Raw genomic sequence first — 19,245 nt, 5'->3', positions numbered from 1 at the left:
TCGGACACCGCCTCCGCGTGGCAGCCCTGCTCCAGGTCCATGTCCAGGCGGGACTCCAGCAGGCCGAGCCGCCATTCCTCCAGGCGCACCCGCTGGGTCTCCGCGTAGGGTCCGGGCACCCCGGCCAGGGGCTCGCCGTCCCACAGGTCCAGCGCCTCGTTGAGCAGCGCGCGGGCCCGGGCCAGATCCCCGGTGCCGCGCGCCTTCTCCGCCTCCGCGCCGAGGTCCTGGGCCTGTACGAGGTCCAGCGCGCCCTCGCCGAGCCCGCGGATCGCGTATCCGCCGGACTCGCTCACCAGTACCCCGGGGTCCAGGACCTTGCGCAGCCGGGACGCGTATGTGCGGACGGCCGCCAGCGCCTGCGAGGGCGGTTCGGGCCCCCACAGCGCGTCGATCAGCTCCGCCGCCGTGGCGGTGCGGCCCTCGCGCAGCAGCAGGGCGGCCAGCAGGGCCCGCTGCTGCGGGGAGCCCGTGGCCAGGACTTCCCCGCCGCGCCAGGCCCGCACCGGCCCCAGCAGCGCGAAACGCAGCCCCGCCGACGCCCCCGGCGGCACCGGCACCGGCCGGCCGGGAGTGACGCTCCCGGCCGGCCCGTACCCCGCCCCCGCCACGGCCGCCTCGATACCCCCGTGCACCACCGGCCCCACCGCCCCCGCCGTCCGGGGCGCGGGCGGGGAGGGCGTGTCCCGGCCGAGCGCGCGCCGCCAGGCGTCGATCCACAGCGGATGCTCGGCCGCCGCGACGGAACACGCCGTCAAGAACCCCGTCAGCTGGTGGATGTCACGGGGCACGGTCCGGCCGCCGACGATGCGGTGGGCCGTGCTGTGCGGCAGCCGGCCCGTACCCGCCCGTTCCTCCATCTCCCGTACCGGGGGCCGCCCCGCCAGCTCGTACAGTCTGCGCAGCCCGGCCCGCAGAGCCTCGACGCCGTCGATGCCGAGCGGATCGGGCGAACCGCCGCCCGGTGTACGGAAGTTGCGCCTGCGGGCCTTCAGCCACAGCTGCATCGCCTTCTTCTCCGACGCCCCGCAGGCCCGCGCGTACGCGCGTACGCTGCGCGCGCTGGGCACGGCCCGCGCCGATGCCGCCCGTTGCAGGGTGGTGGCATGGCATCCCGCCAGCACCGCGAGCTGCGCGTACGAGTGTCCGCTCGCCGAGCGCTGGTCGCGCAGCCACTGGGCCAGCGCGACCAGCTCCCGGTTCGGCGAGACGATCGGGTTCTCCTTGCGCCCCACCACCGTGACCGTCAGGGCGCGGTGACGGCCCGTACGGTACGCAGCAGCAGGCGGCCGGGCCCCTGTCCTTGCAGCGCGGTGAGCGTGCCGGCCGCGACCGCGCCGGCGCCGCCCAGCACCGCCAGGACCGAGGTGAGGTCCCAGCCGCTCACCGACAGCGCGCAGGCCAGCACGGTGATCACCACGATGACCAGAGCGTCGGGAAGACAGGGCCGTTGCCGGCAGGACGAGCCGTGGACCGCGCAGCGGGCCGGTTCGGGCGTGCGAGACATGCGGGTGCCTCCTGAGATCGGGAAGCCCTCGGCGCGCGAGGCGGGCGAGGGGGTTGCGGGCTCCAAGTCCGTTCATCCGGGCGGCGTTTGCCGACGCCGACCGGATCTGCATGGTGCCACCCGCCGAACGGGCGGGGGGATACCCTTCCCGCTCTTTGATGCGCCCGCGTCCACGCCCGCGTCCGCCCGCCGCCCGCCACGGCCTGGGCCCCGACCAGCCGGTTCCCGCCCGGGCACGCCGCGGGCAGGGCATCGTGGGCGCGTAGATGCGCGGGCCGTCCCAATCACGCCGCGACGCGGTTCATCGATCGTTCAGGGCCGGGCGGCAACCTCTACCGGTGTCGGAACACGACTCCTGAGCGTTGCGGGCTCCACCAAGACGACCGGGAACCCGGCGGGACCACGTTGCCGCGTGCCCCCGCAGCCGGCGCCCTCCCGGAGGGCGCCGGCGGGACGACACCGCACCCCGCACGGCCCCGCGGACACCCCGGCACCGGGCGGCACCACTTTCGGGAAGCGGCGCGAGCACGCGAGACGGCGCACGGGGCCCGACCCCGGCGGAGCCGTGCTCACGGCAGTGCAGCTGTCCGGATCGTCGACAGCGCGTACGGGCGCGCGTTCCGCGCACGCCCCCGTACACCTCACATGACCCCGCGGCCACGGACCCGGTGGGCCCACCGCCGGCCCGCCGACCCCCGCTCACCTCCCGCTCACGGACACCGCGCCCGCCCCACCGCCCCCGCCACCGTCAGCGGCACCGTCAGGCCCGCCGCCAGCCAGAACAACGGCCGGTACGCGTGCGCCTGCGCGGCCGGAGCCGCCAGCATGCCGGCCACCGCACCGCCCGCGTACAGGGCGACCCCGAACAGGGCCACCCCGGTCGCCCGGGCCGCCGCGGACACGGCGGTCGCCCACGACTGCACCGTGGAGTGCAGGAACGACCAGCCGCCCCCCAGCAGCAGTGCCACCACCACGAGGACCCCGGCCCGCTGGCTGTACCCGGCGAGCAGATACGCCACCATGGTCTGGGCGCCGCCGGCCACGATCAGCCGTACCGGACTCCACCTGCCGACGAGCCGCCCCACCACCCGCGCCGCGCCCATCGACCCGACCCCGTACAGGGCCGCGACCGCCCCCGCGAGGGCCACGGGAACCCCGCGCGCCTCCAGCGCCGGCGCCAGATACGTCAAGAAGCCCAGCAGCACCGCCCCTTCGAGCAGCGCCACCGCCATGACGTACCACTGCCACCGCGAACACAGCACCACCCGCAGCGGCACCGCCGCCCCGGGACGTTCCCGCGGCGGCTCGGGCAGCCGCCGCAGCGCCACCGCCAGGACCGCGGCGAGGACGCCGGGCAGCGCGAACACCAGCCGCCAGCCGAGCCAGTGCGCCACCAGCCCGGCCACCAGCGTGGCCGTCGCCGTGCCCAGCGCGAAGGCGCTCATCAGGGCGCTCAGCGGCCGCTGCCGTACCGCAGCGGGCACCGTGTCGCCCACATACGTCAGACACACCGCGATCGCGGCCGCGAAGAACCCCCCGGCCACCACACGGGCCCCGATCAGCACGGGGACGCTGGGCGCGAGAGCCGAGGCGAACGCGGCCGGCGCCGCCCCGGCGAGGGAGACCCGCAGCACCCGCACCCGCCCCCACCGGTCACTGGCCACCCCCCACACCGGCTGCGCCAGCCCGTAGGCGAGGTAGTAGCCGCTCGCGGCCGCCGCCACGGTGTGCAGCGGGGCCCCGAGCCGGGACGCGAGGACGACGAGCATGGGGGCGATGCAGAAACGGTCGAAGTTGCTGACGAACCCGGCCGCCCGCAACAGCCGCACCGCAGAGGCGGGCAGGGCCGCCACCGGCGCCGCGACGATGCTGGTACTCACAAGAGGGACACTCCCTGTTCCGGAAAAGAAAAGAGGACGGGGACGGGGACGGAAACAGGACCGGCCACCCGGCGGCGGACCCGGCCCGCCACCAGCCCACCACGGCCCCCGACAGGGCGAGGCCGGAAGGCTATTACCCTTGCTCACACCCACCCGGGCCCGCCCGCGAACCCGGCCACGGCACCATCGAGGGGACGACACACCCCGGTGGTGAACACCCCGCTGCCCGAAGGAGAGATCGCTGCCGACGACGCCCCACGGGTTCCCCCACCGTGAGCTGGGCGCCTTCCTGCGCTCGCGCCGCGAACGGCTCGCCCCGCACACCGTCGGCCTGCCCGCCGCCCCCGGCCGCCGCACACCGGGCCTGCGCAGAGCCGAAGTCGCCGAACGCGCCGGCATCAGCCTCTCCTGGTACACCTGGCTGGAGCAGGGCCGGGTGCGCACCTCCCCGCAGGTACTGCGCGCCGTGGCCCGGGCCCTGCGCCTGGACGAGGCGGAGACCGCGCACGTCCTGTCGTTCACCGCCGAGGACAGGCCCCCCGCAGACCCTCCCACCTACGTCTCCCGGAACCTGCTCACCCTCGTCCAGGGCATGGCCCCCCACCCCGCCGTGGTCCTGGACCCGCACTGGGACCTGTTGGCGTGGAACGCCTCGTACGCCGCCCTGCTGACCGACCCCGCGCGCCTGCACCCCAAGGAACGCAACCTGCTGTGGCTGGTGTTCTGCTGGCCGCCGGCCCGCACCCTCCTCGCCGACTGGCCGCGCGAAGCCCGTGCCCTGCTCGGCCAGTTCCGCTCCCGGGCCGCTCGCCGCCCGGACGACCCCCGCTTCACCGAACTCCTCGGCCGGCTCCTCACCGACCCCGACGCGGCCCGCTGGTACGCCGACCGCGAGACCACCGCCTTCCAGCCCTCCGTACGCCGCTTCCACCACCCGGCGGCGGGCGAACTGCGCCTGCGCTACGTCAAACTGGCCGCCGTCGACGAACCCGGCCACCACCTGCTGACCTACCTCCCCGACGACCCCGCCTCCCACGACGCCCTGCGCCACCTGGAGAACACCGCCCCGAGCCCCTGACCCGGGAGAGGACCATGGCAAGCCCGTACGACGCCGACACCACGGCCCCGCACGCTCGCCCGCTGATGACACGGGCCCTCACCCGGGAGGCCGACCGCGCCCGGCACCTCCTGGCCGGCGGCCGGTGGCGCCCCGCCGCCCGCGACACGGAGGCCGCGACAGCAGTCCTCGTCGGCCTCACCGCCCCCCTCCCGGCCCAACACGCGCCGACCGAAAGGCGGTTGGCCGTGGCCCGGGACCGGCGCCTCCAGCGCATCCTGCGCACCACCCTGCACCACCTCGACGCGGGCGTCGTCAGCCCGCCCGCCGCCGCCCTCCTCGCCGCCGTCGCCCGCGCCCTCCTGCCCTGGCACGCCCACCCGAACCCGCCGCCCGCCGCCGCGGCCCCCGCCCACACCACCGCACCGCACCCCCCGGGCCGCGCACCGACACCGCCGACGGAAGCGGGCGAGGCCCTCCTGCCCGCCCTGATCGCCCTGTTCACCACCCTGGCCGCACCACCCCCACCCGGCACCGCCCCGCTCACCCCCGCCGCCGAGCCCTGGCACGCCCGCCACGAGGGCCACTTCCGCCGCTACGGCAGGCCCGCCCCCGGGGTGTGGACGGCCGAGACCGTCGGCTGCCCCGGATGCGGCGGCACGACGGGCCCCTGGACGGTGGTCTGCGACTGGCAGGCGATCACGCTGGGCTGCGCGTGCGGTACGGCCACCCGCGCGCACGGCCTCGCCTTCTCGGAGGTCTGGCTTCTGATGCCGGACGGGTGACCGGGCGCCCCGGCCGCCCCGGTCCGGGCCCGGCCGGTGACGGTGTCGGCTCTTTGTCGGCGCCGACGGCGCCGTGTCGGTGAACTGTCGACGCCCGCCCGGACAGTGGAGCCCACCGGACACCGGCCCCCGCCGGGTCCCGGCCTCGGAGCACCCCGACGACGGGAAGGACCCCTCTCTCATGACCACGGACGTCACGATCATCGGTGCCGGGCTCGGCGGCCTCACCCTCGCCCGTGTCCTGCACCTGCACGGCATACCGGCCACGGTCTACGAGGCGGAACCCTCACCGACCGCCCGCTCGCAGGGCGGACTGCTCGACATCCACGACTACAACGGCCAACTCGCCATCGAAGCAGCCGACTTGACGCAGGAATTCCGGGCCGCCGTCCTGGTCGGCCGGCAGGCGATGCGCGTCCTCGACGCGGACGGGAGCGTCCTGTTCGAGCAGAGCGACGACGGCACCGGCGGGCGCCCCGAGGTGCCGCGCGGCGAACTGCGCCGGATCCTCCTCGACTCGCTGCCGCCCGGCACCGTCCGCTGGGGCCACAAGGTCACCGGCGCCCGCGCCCTGGGTGAGGGCCGCCACGAGGTGGTCTTCGCCGACGGCACGCGCGTCGCCACCGGCCTGCTGGTCGGCGCGGACGGCGCCTGGTCACGTATCCGCCCCCTGCTCACCGCGGCCGAACCCGCATACACCGGCAGGTCGGTCGTGGAGACCTACCTGTACGACGCCGCCACCCGCCACCCGGCCACCGCGAAGGCGGTCGGCGGCGGCTCGATGATGGTGCCCGCGCGGAACCGGGAGATCTTCGCCCACCGGGAGCGGGACGACACCCTGCACGCCTACGTGGGCCTGACAAGGACACAGGACTGGTTCGCCGCCGTCGACTTCACCGACCCGGCGGCGGCCGCCGCGCGGATCGCGGCCGAGTTCGAGGGCTGGGCGCCGGAACTCACCGCGCTGATCACCGCCACCGACACCGCACCGGTCCTGCGCCCCCTGCACGCCCTGCCGGCCGGGACCCGCTGGGACCGCGTCCCCGGCGTGACCCTCCTGGGCGACGCCGCGCACCTGGCCGCTCCCGACGGCGAGGGCGCCAACCTGGCCATGCTCGACGGCGCCGAACTCGGCCGGGCGCTCGCCGCCCGCCCCGGCGACGTGGAGGCCGCGCTCGCCGCCCACGAGCAGGCCATGTTCGAACGCGTCCGGGAATCCGGCCAAATCCTCGGGCTCGAGCCCGGCGACATCACGGCCGAGGACCTGGCAGCCGCGTTCGCCCGGATGTCCGCCCGCCACGAACAGCCCTGAAAGCCTCAGGGCTGCGGTCCGGGCCACGCGCCCGGGCCGCAGCGCCGGAACGGGTGTGCACGAAGCTCAGTCGAGCTCGTCGGGGTGGGGCCCGGTGCGCAGGCCGCGGTCGAGGGCGGCCAGGGCCTGCATCTCCTCGGCGGTGAGCGTGAAGCCGAGGACGTCGAAGTTCTCGCGGATGCGGGCGGGGGTGACCGACTTGGGGATGACGATGTTGCCCAGCTGGAGGTGCCAGCGGATGACGATCTGGGCGGGGGACCTGCCGTACTTGACGGCCAGGCCGGCGATGACCGGCTCGCCGAGCACGGCGCCCTGGGCGAGCGGGCTCCAGGCCTCGGTGGCGATCGCGTGCTCGGCGTGGAACGCGCGCAGCTCGGCCTGCTGGAGGCCGGGGTGCAGCTCGATCTGGTTGACGGCCGGGGTCAGCGCGGCGTCCTCCAGCAGCCTGCGCAGGTGGCCGGGCTGGAAGTTGGAGACACCGGCGGCGCGGATACGGCCCTCACCGGCGAGGCGCTCCAGGGCCCGCCAGGAGTCGCGGTACAGGTCGCGGGCGGGGGCGGGCCAGTGGATCAGGTAGAGGTCGACGTGGTCGAGGCCGAGCGCCGCGAGGCTGGTGTCGAAGGCGCGCAGGGTGGCGTCGTAGCCCTGGTCGGCGTTCCACACCTTGGTGGTGACGAACAGGTCCTCGCGGGGCAGCCCGGAGGCGGCCAGCGCCCGTCCGACGCCCTTCTCGTTGCCGTAGATCGCGGCGGTGTCGATGCTGCGGTAGCCGGTCTCCAGCGCGGTGGTGACGGCGGCGGTGGTCTCGTCGTCGGGGACCTGGAAGACGCCGAAGCCGAGCTGGGGGATCTCGACGCCGTTGCCGAGCGTGACGGCCGGGACGGAGGTGGGTGCCATGGTGCGGTTGCTCCTTCGGACGGTACGGGGCATGTGCGCGCGCCGGCCCCGGGCGTGGGCGCCGCACACCCCGCCAAACTAATTGCGCACGCCTTTAAATGCAAACGCGGGCAATGTGTGGGTGCATCGGCGTGCGCCGGGTGTGAGACGGGGCACGGACCGCACCGCGGCCCAGAGGGGGCGCGGCGGCTTCGCCGGGGACGGTGCGGCCGGCGGTTCAGGGAAGGATCGAGTCGACGTAGCCGCCGTCGACGCGCAGGGCGCCGCCGGTGGTGGCGGAGGCCAGCGGCGAGGCGAGGTAGACGACCATGTGGGCGATCTCCTCGGGCTCGATCAGGCGCTGGATCAGGGACTGGGGCCGGTACTTGACCATGAACGCGCGCTGCGCCTCGTCCCAGGGCAGGTCGTCGCCGACGAGTTCGCGGACGAACTGCTCGACCCCGCCGGTGTGGGTGGGTCCGGCGATGACGGAGTTGACGGTGACGCCGGTCCCGGCGGCGTCCTTGGCGAATCCGCGGCCGACGGCGAGCAGCGCGGTCTTCGTCATGCCGTAGTGGATCATCTCGGCGGGAACGGCCACGGCGGAGTCGCTGGCGAGGTCGAGGATCCGCCCCCAGCCACGTTCCTTCATCCCGGGCAGGTAGGCGCGGATGAGGCGGACCGCGGACAGGACGTTGACCTCGAAGTAGCGGCGCCATTCGGCATCGTCGATCTCCAGCGGGGCGGCGCTGCCGAAGATGCCGAGGTTGTTGACGAGGATGTCGAGCGCGGGCACGGCCGCAAGGACCTCGGCGGCGCCCTCCTCGGTCGCGAGGTCGCCCGCGGCGCCGGTGACGTCCTCGCTGCCGGAGCCGGCGCGCACGGTGCGCACGGCACCGGCGACGCGTTCCTCACCGCGGCCGTTGACGACGACGCGGGCCCCCGCGCGGGCGAGTGCGGTGGCGATGGCCAGGCCGATGCCCTGGGTGGAGCCGGTGACCAGGGCGGTGCGGCCGGAGAGATCGATCTGCATGATGGGTTCTTCCCGTCGAGGCGGTGGCGCCGGCGCGGCGCCTCCCGGTGCCGCCCGTCCTGCGGCCGGGGTGACGGACCCGGGGATCACGATGCTCCCGGCCCCCGGCCGCGGCCGCGCCACGGACCGCACCGGAGTTACGCCATGCGCCCCAGCGTTTTCCCACGATCGCCCCGCCGCCGGGGCCGGGTGGACGTGCGAGGACGCCTCCGGCCCGATCGGCCCGCTCTTCTCCCACGCCCGCTACGGCGGCCCCCTGGGGCTCTGGATCCAAGAGCAGAGGCATCGTCACGGCCCGGCAGCAGCCGGCCGGCGTGATGCCCCCGTACGCTCCGGCGGTTCCCGGAGCGGGGCCCTGGCCCGGCTTCCGCGGTCCATGACGGCGCGTCACCGGTCAGACGGCGAAGAGGACTTCCCTCTGCGGCGGGACCGGAGGGTCGAGGACATCACGGAGACGGACGATGTCCCGGCGCCATTTCGGCCCGTCCACGGCCTCATCCCACACCACGGCGAGTTCGCAGGGCCCGCCGAGCGCCTGGTCCAGGGCCGCGACGGCGAGCGCCCGGAGATCCGCGGGGAATGGAGGCAGCGGCTCCGACGGGCCGTAGCCCGGACCTGAGGGCCCACCGGCAGGATGCTGCGCGACGACCGGCGCCGCCGCGGCGACCGCCCGCTCGGCGTCGGGAATCTCCAGGAACTCCACGTCGGCGGCGGCGCGTTCGAGGACCCGGCGGATCATGGGCACGCGCCTCGCTGTGGCCGCCTCGTCCAGGCCGCCGGCGAAATCGGCGGCGGCGTCATTGTCGAAGGGGCCGATGCCTCAGGTTCCCACGCGATCTGCTCGACCAGTCGTCCGGGGATCCTCGCACCGGCCACCGGCAACGGGCCCGGGAGGCAAGCCGTACGCGCCGTCACGACAGCCGGTGGGGACGGCTCTGCCGCCCCCCGCCCGAAGTGGACCGGGGCGCCCGGCACACGGCGCTGTCGATCGTGTTGCGGAGAGGGCAGGATTCGAACCTGCGTGGACCCTTACGGATCCGACTTCGGGCTACTGCCCTGGTCCCCGATAAACCACTCCGGGCACCTCTCCTCGCGTCCGGCCTGTGCTCTAGTGCCGTTCACGAGTACTACCGTGCCAGGCCCCGCTGACACGCCCCTGACCGCCCGCTGACGGACGATCCCGCACCCCAGGGACACGCGCGGGCGTCCCCGGCCGCCCCGCCGCGATCCCGGCTGCGGGACCATTTTTCGGTCTCGGTACGGAGCATCCCGCCTGGGGGAGGAAGGCGGGGTGTGTGCCGGTCACCGGAACACCGGGGCCGGGGCGTGCGAGCGGGGGCGGGCTCGGTCCGTAGCGCGGGCCGGACAGGCAGCGCGGCGGATCAGCCCGCCGTCACCGCGCCCTCCGGCACCGCGAACCACTCCTCCAGCGCCTCCGCGAGCCCGGCCGTCGGGGTCGGCGCTCCCGCGTCGGCCGCCCAGGCCGTGAAGCCGTCCGGACGCACGAGGACCGCCGCCAGCTCCGGGCGGGACGGGCAGCGGGCCGTCAGCGTGTCGACGCGGCCGGCATACCTTGCGGCGAGGGCCCGCAGCTCCGGGTCGCCGGTGAGGTCGAGCAGGAGCGCCCGGCCCGCGTGGAGATGGTCCGCGAGACGGCCGGCGCCGGCGAGTTCGAGGTCCGGGGCGCTGCGCCCGGTCAGCGGGTGCCCGCCCGCGAGCGCGTACCGCACCCCGGCGCCGTTGAGCCGCGCGGTGAGGTACGTGGTGCCCGCGACCGTCCCCGCCAGGTCGCTGACGATCGCGCGCAGGGCCCGGGACCGCGGGTCCGGGCGCATGGCCGCGACCTGGGACCTGGTCCAGTCCAGGACCCGCGCGCCGACCGGGTGCCGCTCGCGGGTGTACGTGTCCAGCAGCCCTTCCGGTGCCCGGCCGCCGATCACCGCGGCGAGTTTCCAGCCGAGGTTCATCGCGTCCCCGAGACCCAGGCTCAGTCCCTGGCTCCCGAACGCGGAGTGCACGTGCGCCGCATCGCCCGCCAGCAGCACCCGGCCCCTGCGGTACTCGGTGACCTGGCGGGCGTGGTCGGTGAAGCGGGTCGCGGTCCGCACCCCGGTGACCGTGACGTCCACCCCGCAGACGCGCCGCAGCCGCGCCTGGAGGTCCTCGGCGGTGACCGGCGCGTCCCGGTCGGCCGGCGGGCCGTCGAACTCCACGGTGACGACACGGCCCGGCATCGGCCCGTGGGCGTACACCCCGGTGTCCGTGGCGGTCCAGCCGACCGTCAGGTCCTCGGCGCCGGTCATCTCCACGACCGCCTGGTGACAGGTGATCTCCGGGTCCGTGCCGGGGAATGCGAACCCCGCGAGCTTGCGGACCGTGCTGCGGCCGCCGTCGCAGCCCACGAGCCAGCCGGCGCGTACGGCCCCGTGGCCGGTTTGCACGGTGACGGCCCTCTCGTCCGCGTCGAAGCCCGTCAGCTCCACTCCCCGGCGCACGTCGACGCCGAGTTCGTCCGCCCGCTCGCCGAGCAGCCGCTCGATGTCCTGCTGCGCCACGAAAGCGATCTCTGAGGCGGGCCCGGCGTCGCCGAGGCCCGGCTCCGCATGGTCGACAAGGTCGGCGCGCAGCATGATCCCGGCGAAGTGCCCGACGATCCCGAGCCCCTGCCCCGCGGCCCCGTCTCCGCGCTCGTCCCCGCCCTCGTCCCCGTTCCCGCCGTTGTGTTCGCGTATGAATGCCCGGAAACGGTCCACCGCCTGCCGCTGCACCTCGGCCATCGCGGGCAGCAGGCCCCGGCGGTAGAGCGCCTCCGCACCGGGCGTGGTGATCGCCCCGCCCTTGACCGTCGAGTCCACCTCGGTGCGGCGCTCCAGGACGGCCACCCGCGCGCCCCCGAGCCTGAGTTCACAGGCGAGCATCAGCCCGACCGGGCCGCCCCCGGCCACCACTACGTCATAGTCCATGGCGCCGACTATGACCGAGGGGCGCAAAAGCCAAAAAGCCGCCACGGTGTCAAGAGAGCGGCCCCGCCGGGGAAATGGGGCCGGCACACGCTTCTCATCTGCGGAGAGGGCAGGATTCGAACCTGCGTGGACCTGTAAGGGTCCGACTTCGGGCTGCTGCCCTGGTCCCCGATAAGCCGCTCCGGGCACCTCTCCTCGCGTCCGGCCTGTGCTGTAGCGCCGTTCACGAGTACTACCGTGCCAGGCCCCGCTGACACGCCCCTGACCGCCTGCTGACCGGCGGCTCCGCACCCGAGGACATGTGGAGACGCCCTCGGTCACCTCACGCTCCCGGTCCGGGCCGAAGGCGACCCGCAAGACCACGAACCGTGATGCGGCCGGGGACGAACGGCCCTCAGGTGGTGATCGAGCGCGCGTACCGTTCCAGGTAGGCGCCGTCGAGGGGAGCGGCCCGGTAACCGGTCCGTCCCAACTCCCGCCAGGTGGCCTCGCTGTGCATCGCCGGTGCCCGTCGGTCCGTGCCTGCCCCCAGGAGCCAGTTCCCGACCTCGCCCACGCCGCGAAGGGGAAGGGTGTCCGGCTCGTCGGGGTTCTTCGCGAGGGCGTCGAGCCAGTCCTCGACGGGGACTTCGGCCACCGTGGTACCTGTCCCGCGAAGGGCGGCGACGACGCTCTTCAAAGGGACGGGCTCGCGCCGGAACAGATGGCGGACTCGGTGGGGAGCGCCGCCCGGGCGGGACAGGGCCACGATCTGCCGCGCCACCTCTTCCGCTGTCTCCAGAGGGAACGGCCCGGCGCCTGCGGGAGCCAGGCCGAGGGCCGCGATCGCCCTGACCAGTGGCGCGAGGATGTCCGATGAGGAGACGGTGGCCACGGGGCAGCAGTCCACGACCATGGCCGGACGGTAGACGGCGGTCGGTACACCGTGGGACCCGGCCGCGCGGACCTCGCGTTCGGCGGCGACTTTCGACCGGGTGTAGCCGAGCGGGCCGGCGGTCTCCATGGTCGGTTCGGTCCTCTCGTCGACAGCGGCCAGACCGGTGTTGCGGGCCCACATGAAGACGCTGGCCGAGGAGACGTGGTGGAAGGCGACTGCTGTGCCCTGTCGCTCGATGGCCTCGTGGGTGAAGTCGAGCAGGCGCCGGGTGCCGCCGACATTGGCCGGCGCCAGCTCTCGGTAGGGGGCCTTCATGTGCACATGGGCGGCACAGTGGTGCACCTCGCGTGTCTGCTCGGCCAGTTCGGCGTAGCGTCGTGCGGAAAGGCCGAGGCGCGGTTCGCGGATGTCCGCGGCGACCGCCACGAGCCGCTCACCGGACCCGAGGGGTCCCATCCGGCGCAGATGTGTGCGCAGGCGTTGCCCGGCGGCCTGGTCCGTGGGGGCACGGACCAGGCAGTGCAGGGTCGCGTCCGTGCCCGCCAGGAGCGCGTGCGCCAGATGACCGCCCAGCGATCCGGTGGCCCCGGTCAGCACGATGGGGTGGCTCATGCCCGTTCTTCTTCGGTGTCGAAGGCCAGGAGGGACAGAAGGTGGTTCGCCAGGGCGCGTGCCGTGCGATGAGTGGCGAGATCGCGTGAGGTGAGCCGGACCCCGGTACGGGCCTGGAGCCGGACCCGCAGTTCGAGCGTTCCGAGGGAGTCGAGCCCGTAGCCGTCGAAGGGCCGGTCGGGGTCGACGGTGGTGCGTGCGATGGCACCCGCCTGCTCGCACAGGAGACGCCGGAGCCGGGCGGGGCGTTCCTCCGCGGACAGGCCGCGCAGTTCCTGAAGGACGGTGTGCGCGTCACGGCCGTCGTCGGATCGGCCGCGGAAGGCGGCGGCGAAGGGGCTGCGTTCGGCGAGCGCGGTGAGCCAGGGCGCGCTGCCGGGCCGTGCGTATCCGGTGAAGGCACGGGTGTGCCGCAGGATGGTCTCGAAGGCGTGAGCGCCCTCCTCAGGGGTGATCTCGGCCTTGATCACGGCTGTCACGCGGTCCGAGCCGAGGGCGCTGGCCCGGCCGATCTCGGTCCAGGCACCCCATGCGATCGCGTGTGCGGGCAGTCCCTGCGAGCGGCGCCAGTGGGTGAAGGCGTCGAGCCAGCTGTTGGCCGCCGCGTAGGCACCCTGGCCGGGGGAGCCGAGCAGGGCGGCGCCGGAGGAGAAGCAGCAGAACCAGTCCAGGGGCTGTCCGGCACTCGCCCGGTGCAGATGCCAGGCGCCGTAGGCCTTGGGTGCCCAGTCCCGGTCGATGATCTCGTCGCTGATGTTGGCGAGGGTGGCGTCCTCGACGACGGCGGCGGCGTGCAGCACGCCCCGGAGCGGCAACCCGGTCGCGCACGCCGCCTCCACGAGCCTGCGGGCGGTGCCCGGCTGGGCGACGTCGCCGCATTCCACCTGGAGGTCCGCACCGCGGGCGCGGATCTCCTCGATCTTCCGCCACGTCGGGTCGTCGGGCTTCGAGCGGGAGGTGAGGACGATCCGCCCGCACCCCGCCGCCGCCAGCCGTTCGGCGAGGAACAGACCCAGTCCGCCCAGGCCACCCGTGATCAGGTAGGCGCCGTCCGGCCGGAACACCGGCACGCGTTCCGGGGGGACCGTCACCTTCGAGGTGCCGGTCCGGTCCACCTGGAGCACGAGTTTGCCGTCGTGCCGGGCGTTGCTGATCTCGCGTACCGCTTCCGCGGCCCGCCGCAGGGGATAGGACGTCACCAGGGGTCTGGGCAGGGTGCCGTCGGCGATGCGGGGGAGTACGTCGCGCAGCAGCGCCTGTATCCGGTCCGGGTCCATCCGGCGCAGCAGGTTCAGGTCCACCAGATGGAAGGAGATGTTGCGGCGGAAGGGGTACAGGCCGAGCCTCGTGTTCTCGTACACGTCCCGCTTGCCGACCTCCAGGAACCGGCCGCCGTGGGCGAGGACTTCGAGTCCGGCCCGTTGAGCCGGGCCCGTCAGGGAATTGAGCACCAGATCGACACCGTCGCCTCCGGTCACCGCACGGATCTGTTCGGCGAACGCCAGGCTGCGCGAGTCGTAGACGTGCTCGATGCCCATCTCACGCAGCAGCACACGGCGTTGGGGGCTGCCCGCCGTGGCGTGTATCTCGGCGCCGGCCGCCCGGGCCACGGCGATCGCGGCCCGCCCCAGCCCGCCGGTCGCCGAGTGGATCAGCACCCGCTCCCCGCGGCTGATGCGGCCCAGCGTGTGCAACGCGTACCACGCCGTCAGGTACGCGGCCGGTATCGCGGCTCCCTGCTCGTCGGTCAGATCCTCGGGCACAGCCATGGCCAGGCGGGCGTCACAGGTGACGAAGGTGCCCCAGGTCCCGCGGTCGCCGCTGGGGACACCGGCCACCCGGTCCCCGGCCCGGTGATTGCTCACGCCTGCGCCGACGGCCGTCACCGTGCCGGCGAAGTCCACGCCCAGCTCCGGATCGCGGGCGTCCGGTGCGAAGCCGCGGCCGAGAGCGGCCAGGACATCGGCGAAGTTGACACTGGCCGCGGTGACGGCGACCTCGATCTCGCCCGGGCCGGGCGGGATCCGCTCCGCCTGCCTCAGTTCCAGGGTGTCCAGGTCCCCTGGCACCCGGATGCCGCAGCGCACTCCGGCGCTGTCGTTGCGGACGGTGGCGGTGAACCGTTCCTGCGGAGCGAACGGGGTGATCCGCAGCCGGGCGGCGTACCGGCTGCCGTCGCGCCAGGCGGTCTCGTCCTCGGCCTCGTCCGCGAGCAGTTCCTGCGCCACGGCGGAACCGTCCCGGGTGCCGGCCGCCAGGTCGATGTGGGTGACGCGCAGCGCCGGTTGTTCCACGCCGATCACCCGCGCCAGACCGCGCAGCCCGGCGTGGTCCAGGCTGACGAGGTCCTCGTCGCGGACGTGCTGGGCCGCGCGTGTCACCGCGAACAGGCGCGGAGGATCGCGCAGTTCGAGCAGGCAACGGGCGACGCGCACCAGGCGCTTGACGTACTCGCGCCCCAGCCGGACGGATTCCTCGTGAGGTTCCGCGGCCGCCGGGGTGGGCGGGAGGAAGACGACTCCGCGGTAGGCACCCAGCGAAGCCGCGGAGTCCGGCGTCGCGGAAACCGTCGTGCACCGGGCTCCCCCGGCTTCCAGCGCGGCGGTGAGCGACGCGGCCAGCGGCTCGTCCTCGGCGACCACAAGCCACCGGTCCTTGTCGGCGTGGACCGGCGCGGGGGGCAGGGGCCGCGGGATCCAGTCGACGGCCATCAGCCGTTCCGGCAGCAGGCAGTCCAGACCGCCGCAGTCGCCGCCTCCCATCCGGAAGCCGCGGACGCGCATCAGCACCGCGCCGTACTCGTCGACGACATCGAGGTCGGCGCTCACCTGGCGACGGTCCTGGCCGGTGAGCCGCGCCCGGCAGTACCGTGCCTGCCGCAGCGGGCCGAAGACATGCACGCTGTCGGCGCCCAGGGGAAGCAGCAGCCCCTCGGGCGCGGCCGGTCCGGTCAGGGACGGATGCGCGGCGACCGACTGGAAACAGGCGTCCAGGAGCACGGGATGCACGCCATAGTCGCTCTGGCTCCGGTGCAGGAAGGGCGGCAGGGCCAGTTCGGCGAGCGTGGTGCGGTGCCCGCCGCCGGTGTGCACACGCGTCACCGCCGTGAAGGCGGGGCCCAGTTGGACACCGCGTGCGGCGAACATGTCCCGCAGCGCTTCGCCTTCGATCGTGCCGGCGTGCGCGGCGAGCAGGGCCGGTACATCCAGCGGCGCGGGGTCCGCCGGCTCGGCGTTGGCGGCCTTGAGGGTGGCGGTGGCCCGCACGGTCCGGGTGTCGTCGTCGTTGGTGTGCACCGTGAAGAGGGCCGTGCCCGCCTCCTGGACCTCCCCCGTGGCGACCACGGTCGTGTGCGCGTCGAGCGTGAGCAGGTCCTCGAACCGGATGTCGGTGGCGACGGCGCCTTCACCGAAGAGCGCCCGCGCGGCGGTGAGCGCCATCTCGCAGTACGCCGCACCCGGCAGGGCGGCCAGCCCGCCCACCTTGTGATCGGCCAGCCACGGGAGCGGGACGGTGCCCACATCGCCCTGCCAGGCGTGCCGCTCCTGCGGCTCGGGCAAGCGCACATGCGCGGTGAGCAGCGGATGTCCTCCCCGCCCCGGCCCAGCGGCATCCCGGTCCGCGGGCCGCACGAACAAGTGCCGGTGCGTCCACGACGGCAGGGGAACGTCGAGCAGCCGCCCCGAGGGGTACCAGGCCGCGAAGTCCACCGTCGCCCCGGCCGTGAACACCTGGCCGACGGCCGGCGCCAGGCCCTGGGGCAGTCCCACTCCGCGCCGCATGCACGCGATGGCCTCGGCGGGGGTCTCGTGGGCCTCGGCGGTCTGCTCCACGGCGCGTGTGAGCAGCGGATGGGGGGCCAGCTCGACGAAGACACGGTGTCCGTCGTCGAGCGCCGCGCGCACGGCGCCCGCGAAGCGGACCGGACGGCGCAGGTTGTCCACCCAGTAGGCGGCGTCGAACCCCGGGGCCGTCGACGGACTGTCGAGGCACGCGCTGTAGTAACGCACCGCCGGGGAACCCGGTGTCAGATCCGTCAGGCATTTCGCGAGGTCGTCGAGGATCGGGTCGACCTGGGGAGAGTGCGACGCCACGTCGACGGCGACCTCGCGGGCCATGACGCCCCGTTCCTCCCATGCCCGCACCAGCCGCCGGACGGAAGAGGCCACGCCGCCGATGACGGTGCTCCGGGGCGAGGCGATCACCGACACCACGACGTCCTCGACGCGCGCCCGCTCCAGTTCCTCACTTACCTCCGACGCGGGCAGCTCCACGGACGCCATCGCTCCCGCCCCGGCGATGCGCGCACACAGCTCGGAGCGGCGGCAGATCACCTTGACCCCGTCCTCCAGGGTGAGGGCACCGGCCACCACGGCCGCGCCGGCCTCTCCCATGGAGTGACCGATCACGCCGCCGGGTACGACACCACGCGCGCGCAGGGCCGCCGCCATACCGATCTGCATCGCGAACAGCACGGGCTGGACACGCTCGATGCCGGTGACGGTCTCCGGGCAGGTCATCGCCTCCCGGACCGAGAACCCGGCCTCACCGGCTATGAGCGGTTCGATCTCGTCGACGGCGGCCGCGTACGCCGGCTCCCGGGCGAGCAGGTCCCGGCCCATCCCGCCCCACTGGGACCCCTGCCCCGAGAACACCAGCACCGGGCCGCCGTGACCGCGCTGAACACAGGGACGGAGCGTGTCGTCCTCGGCGATCTCCCGCAGCCGAGCGGCAAGGCCGGACAGATCCGGGGCGAGAGCCGCGGCGCGTACGGGCCGGTGCCCGCGCCGGCGGGCCAGGGTGTAGGCCACCTCCCGCGCCTCGACGGGCGCCGCCCCTTCCTCCTTCCGGGCCTCCGCCCAGTCCGCCAGCCGGCGCGCGGTCGCCCGCAACTCCTCGACGGACGAGGAGGAGACCGGGAACAGCATGTCCTCCCGCGGGCCCGCGGAATCGGCAGGGCACGGCGGCTCCGGATCCGGTGCCTGCTCCAGCACCGCGTGGACGTTCGTGCCCGTCATACCGAAGGACGACACCGCCGCGCGCCGCACACCGTTCGGCACGGGCCACTCGGCGGGGCTCGTGGGCACGAACAGGCCGCTCTCCACCGTACGAAGCTGCTCCGGGAGGGCCGTGAAGTGCAGACTGGCGGGGACCACTGAGTGGAACACGGCCAAAACCGCCTTGGCCAGCCCGAGTACGCCTGCCGCGGCCTCGGTGTGCCCGAAGTTGGACTTCACCGACCCCAGCGCGCACCGTGCCCCTGCGCGCCCGTACACCTCGGAGAGGCTGGTGAACTCGATGGGATCGCCCACCGGTGTACCGGTGCCGTGCGCCTCCACCATGCCGACGGTCTCGGCCGCCACCCCCGCGGCGGCCAGGGCGGCGCGGTAGACGTCCGACTGCGCCTGCCGCGAGGGCTTGGTGATGGTGCCCGTACGGCCGTCCTGGTTCACCGCGGTTCCCCGGATCACGGCCAGTATCCGGTCGCCGTCGCGCCGGGCGTCCTCCAGCCGTTTGAGGAACACCATGACGAACCCCTCGGAGCGCACGAACCCGTCCGCGGAGGCATCGAAGGCACGGCAGCGCCCGGTCGGCGACAGCATGCCCTGTGCGGAGGCCGACGTGCTCACCTCCGGGGCCAGCAGCACCTGGCCGCCGCCGGCCAGCGCCGTCTCGCACTCGCCCTCGGCCAGGCTCCGGCAGGCCAGGTGGACGGACATCAGCCCCGACGAGCACGATGTGTCGACGGTCAGCCCCGGGCCCTTCAGGTCCAGTGCGAAGGCGATCCTGCCGGACGCCATGCTCCACGCGTTGCCGGTGAAGCCGTAGGGCCCGTCCAGCACTCCCGCGTCAAGGCTGAGCAGGGTGTAGTCGTCGTGCGACTGCCCGACGAAGACGCCGGTCCTGGTGCCCGCGAGCGAGGAGGGCGGCAGCCCCGAGGACTCGACCGCTTCCCAGGCCGTCTCCAGTAACAGCCGGTGCTGCGGGTCCATGGCCCGGGCCTCGCTGTCACCGATACCGAAGAATGCCGCGTCGAATCCCCGGATGTCTTCGAGGAACGCGCCCCAGCGGGACACCGAGCCGCCGCTGGCGCCCACCTCGGGTGAGTAATGCTCCTCGGCGTCCCAGCGGTCGGCGGGAATTTCTCCGATCATGTCCGCACCGTCCCGGAGGGCTTTCCACAGTACGTCGGGAGAATTCACCCCGCCGGGGAGACGGCAGCCGATCCCTATGACAGCAACGGGTATCGCACGCAACGGAAGCTCCTTGCCATATGTGTGACTGATCGCCCTGAGGCGACACACTGTGCCCGCCCGAACGGCCTCCTGTCACCGAGGAGAAA

At 74.2% G+C, this 19,245-nt stretch carries 12 protein-coding genes, 2 tRNA genes and 1 pseudogene; 3 read left to right on the top strand and 12 right to left on the bottom strand.

Going from position 1 to position 19,245, the window contains the following annotated elements; translation table 11 throughout:
- The 4 genes and pseudogenes from AB0N90_RS36705 to AB0N90_RS36690 all read right to left on the bottom strand — a co-directional run.
- Positions 1-560 (bottom strand): BTAD domain-containing putative transcriptional regulator (locus AB0N90_RS36705; protein ID WP_365203722.1); only part of this gene is annotated, 560 nt, incomplete at its 3' end.
- Between the two features lie 516 nt (positions 561-1,076).
- Positions 1,077-1,235: pseudogene (locus AB0N90_RS36700) on the bottom strand (XRE family transcriptional regulator); the annotation flags it as partial.
- A gap of 11 nt (positions 1,236-1,246) precedes the next feature.
- On the bottom strand, positions 1,247-1,507 hold the full coding sequence (locus tag AB0N90_RS36695) for a hypothetical protein (protein ID WP_365203712.1): 261 nt from the start codon (positions 1,505-1,507) through the stop codon (positions 1,247-1,249).
- Positions 1,508-2,217: 710 nt separating this feature from the next.
- Positions 2,218-3,387: an MFS transporter gene (locus tag AB0N90_RS36690; protein ID WP_365203710.1), complete on the bottom strand. Its 1,170-nt coding sequence runs from the start codon at positions 3,385-3,387 to the stop codon at positions 2,218-2,220.
- A gap of 241 nt (positions 3,388-3,628) precedes the next feature.
- Here AB0N90_RS36690 and AB0N90_RS36685 point away from each other — a divergent pair, with 241 nt between their 5' ends.
- The 3 genes from AB0N90_RS36685 (at position 3,629) to AB0N90_RS36675 (ending at position 6,541) form a co-directional block, all read left to right on the top strand.
- The gene (locus AB0N90_RS36685) at positions 3,629-4,465 is read left to right on the top strand and encodes a helix-turn-helix transcriptional regulator (protein WP_365203720.1); all 837 of its coding nucleotides are present in this window, start codon (positions 3,629-3,631) and stop codon (positions 4,463-4,465) included.
- A 14-nt stretch (positions 4,466-4,479) separates the two neighbouring features.
- On the top strand, positions 4,480-5,229 hold the full coding sequence (locus AB0N90_RS36680; RefSeq protein ID WP_365203708.1) for a hypothetical protein: 750 nt from the start codon (positions 4,480-4,482) through the stop codon (positions 5,227-5,229).
- Positions 5,230-5,410: 181 nt separating this feature from the next.
- On the top strand, positions 5,411-6,541 hold the full coding sequence (locus tag AB0N90_RS36675) for an NAD(P)/FAD-dependent oxidoreductase (protein ID WP_365203706.1): 1,131 nt from the start codon (positions 5,411-5,413) through the stop codon (positions 6,539-6,541).
- A 66-nt stretch (positions 6,542-6,607) separates the two neighbouring features.
- On the opposite strand, the gene AB0N90_RS36670 is transcribed toward AB0N90_RS36675, so the two are convergent.
- The 8 genes from AB0N90_RS36670 to pks2 all read right to left on the bottom strand — a co-directional run bounded on the left by AB0N90_RS36670 (position 6,608) and on the right by pks2 (position 19,207).
- A complete protein-coding gene (locus AB0N90_RS36670) occupies positions 6,608-7,438 on the bottom strand; it encodes an aldo/keto reductase (RefSeq protein ID WP_365203704.1) in 831 nt (276 codons plus the stop codon).
- Between the two features lie 217 nt (positions 7,439-7,655).
- Positions 7,656-8,450, bottom strand: coding sequence for an SDR family oxidoreductase (locus AB0N90_RS36665; RefSeq protein WP_365203702.1), 795 nt, complete (start codon positions 8,448-8,450; stop codon positions 7,656-7,658).
- Positions 8,451-8,844: 394 nt separating this feature from the next.
- Positions 8,845-9,267 carry a DUF4259 domain-containing protein gene (locus AB0N90_RS36660; RefSeq protein WP_365203718.1) on the bottom strand — a complete coding sequence of 141 codons (423 nt, stop codon included), beginning with the start codon at positions 9,265-9,267 and terminating at the stop codon, positions 8,845-8,847.
- Positions 9,268-9,446: 179 nt separating this feature from the next.
- Positions 9,447-9,540 (bottom strand) — tRNA-Ser (locus AB0N90_RS36655).
- A gap of 292 nt (positions 9,541-9,832) precedes the next feature.
- A complete protein-coding gene (locus AB0N90_RS36650; RefSeq protein WP_365203700.1) occupies positions 9,833-11,413 on the bottom strand; it encodes an FAD-dependent oxidoreductase in 1,581 nt (526 codons plus the stop codon).
- Between the two features lie 101 nt (positions 11,414-11,514).
- A tRNA-OTHER gene (locus AB0N90_RS36645) sits at positions 11,515-11,608 on the bottom strand.
- Positions 11,609-11,807: 199 nt separating this feature from the next.
- The gene (locus AB0N90_RS36640) at positions 11,808-12,902 is read right to left on the bottom strand and encodes an SDR family oxidoreductase (protein ID WP_365203698.1); all 1,095 of its coding nucleotides are present in this window, start codon (positions 12,900-12,902) and stop codon (positions 11,808-11,810) included.
- Positions 12,899-19,207 carry a sulfolipid-1 biosynthesis phthioceranic/hydroxyphthioceranic acid synthase gene (gene pks2, locus AB0N90_RS36635; protein WP_365203696.1) on the bottom strand — a complete coding sequence of 2,103 codons (6,309 nt, stop codon included), beginning with the start codon at positions 19,205-19,207 and terminating at the stop codon, positions 12,899-12,901. Before pks2 ends, AB0N90_RS36640 begins: the two co-directional genes overlap by 4 nt.
- Positions 19,208-19,245 lie beyond the last annotated feature (38 nt).

This window comes from Streptomyces sp. NPDC093018 (assembly GCF_040684035.1).
Lineage (GTDB): Bacteria > Actinomycetota > Actinomycetes > Streptomycetales > Streptomycetaceae > Streptomyces > Streptomyces murinus.
This window is presented reverse-complemented; position numbering and strand designations above follow the sequence as displayed.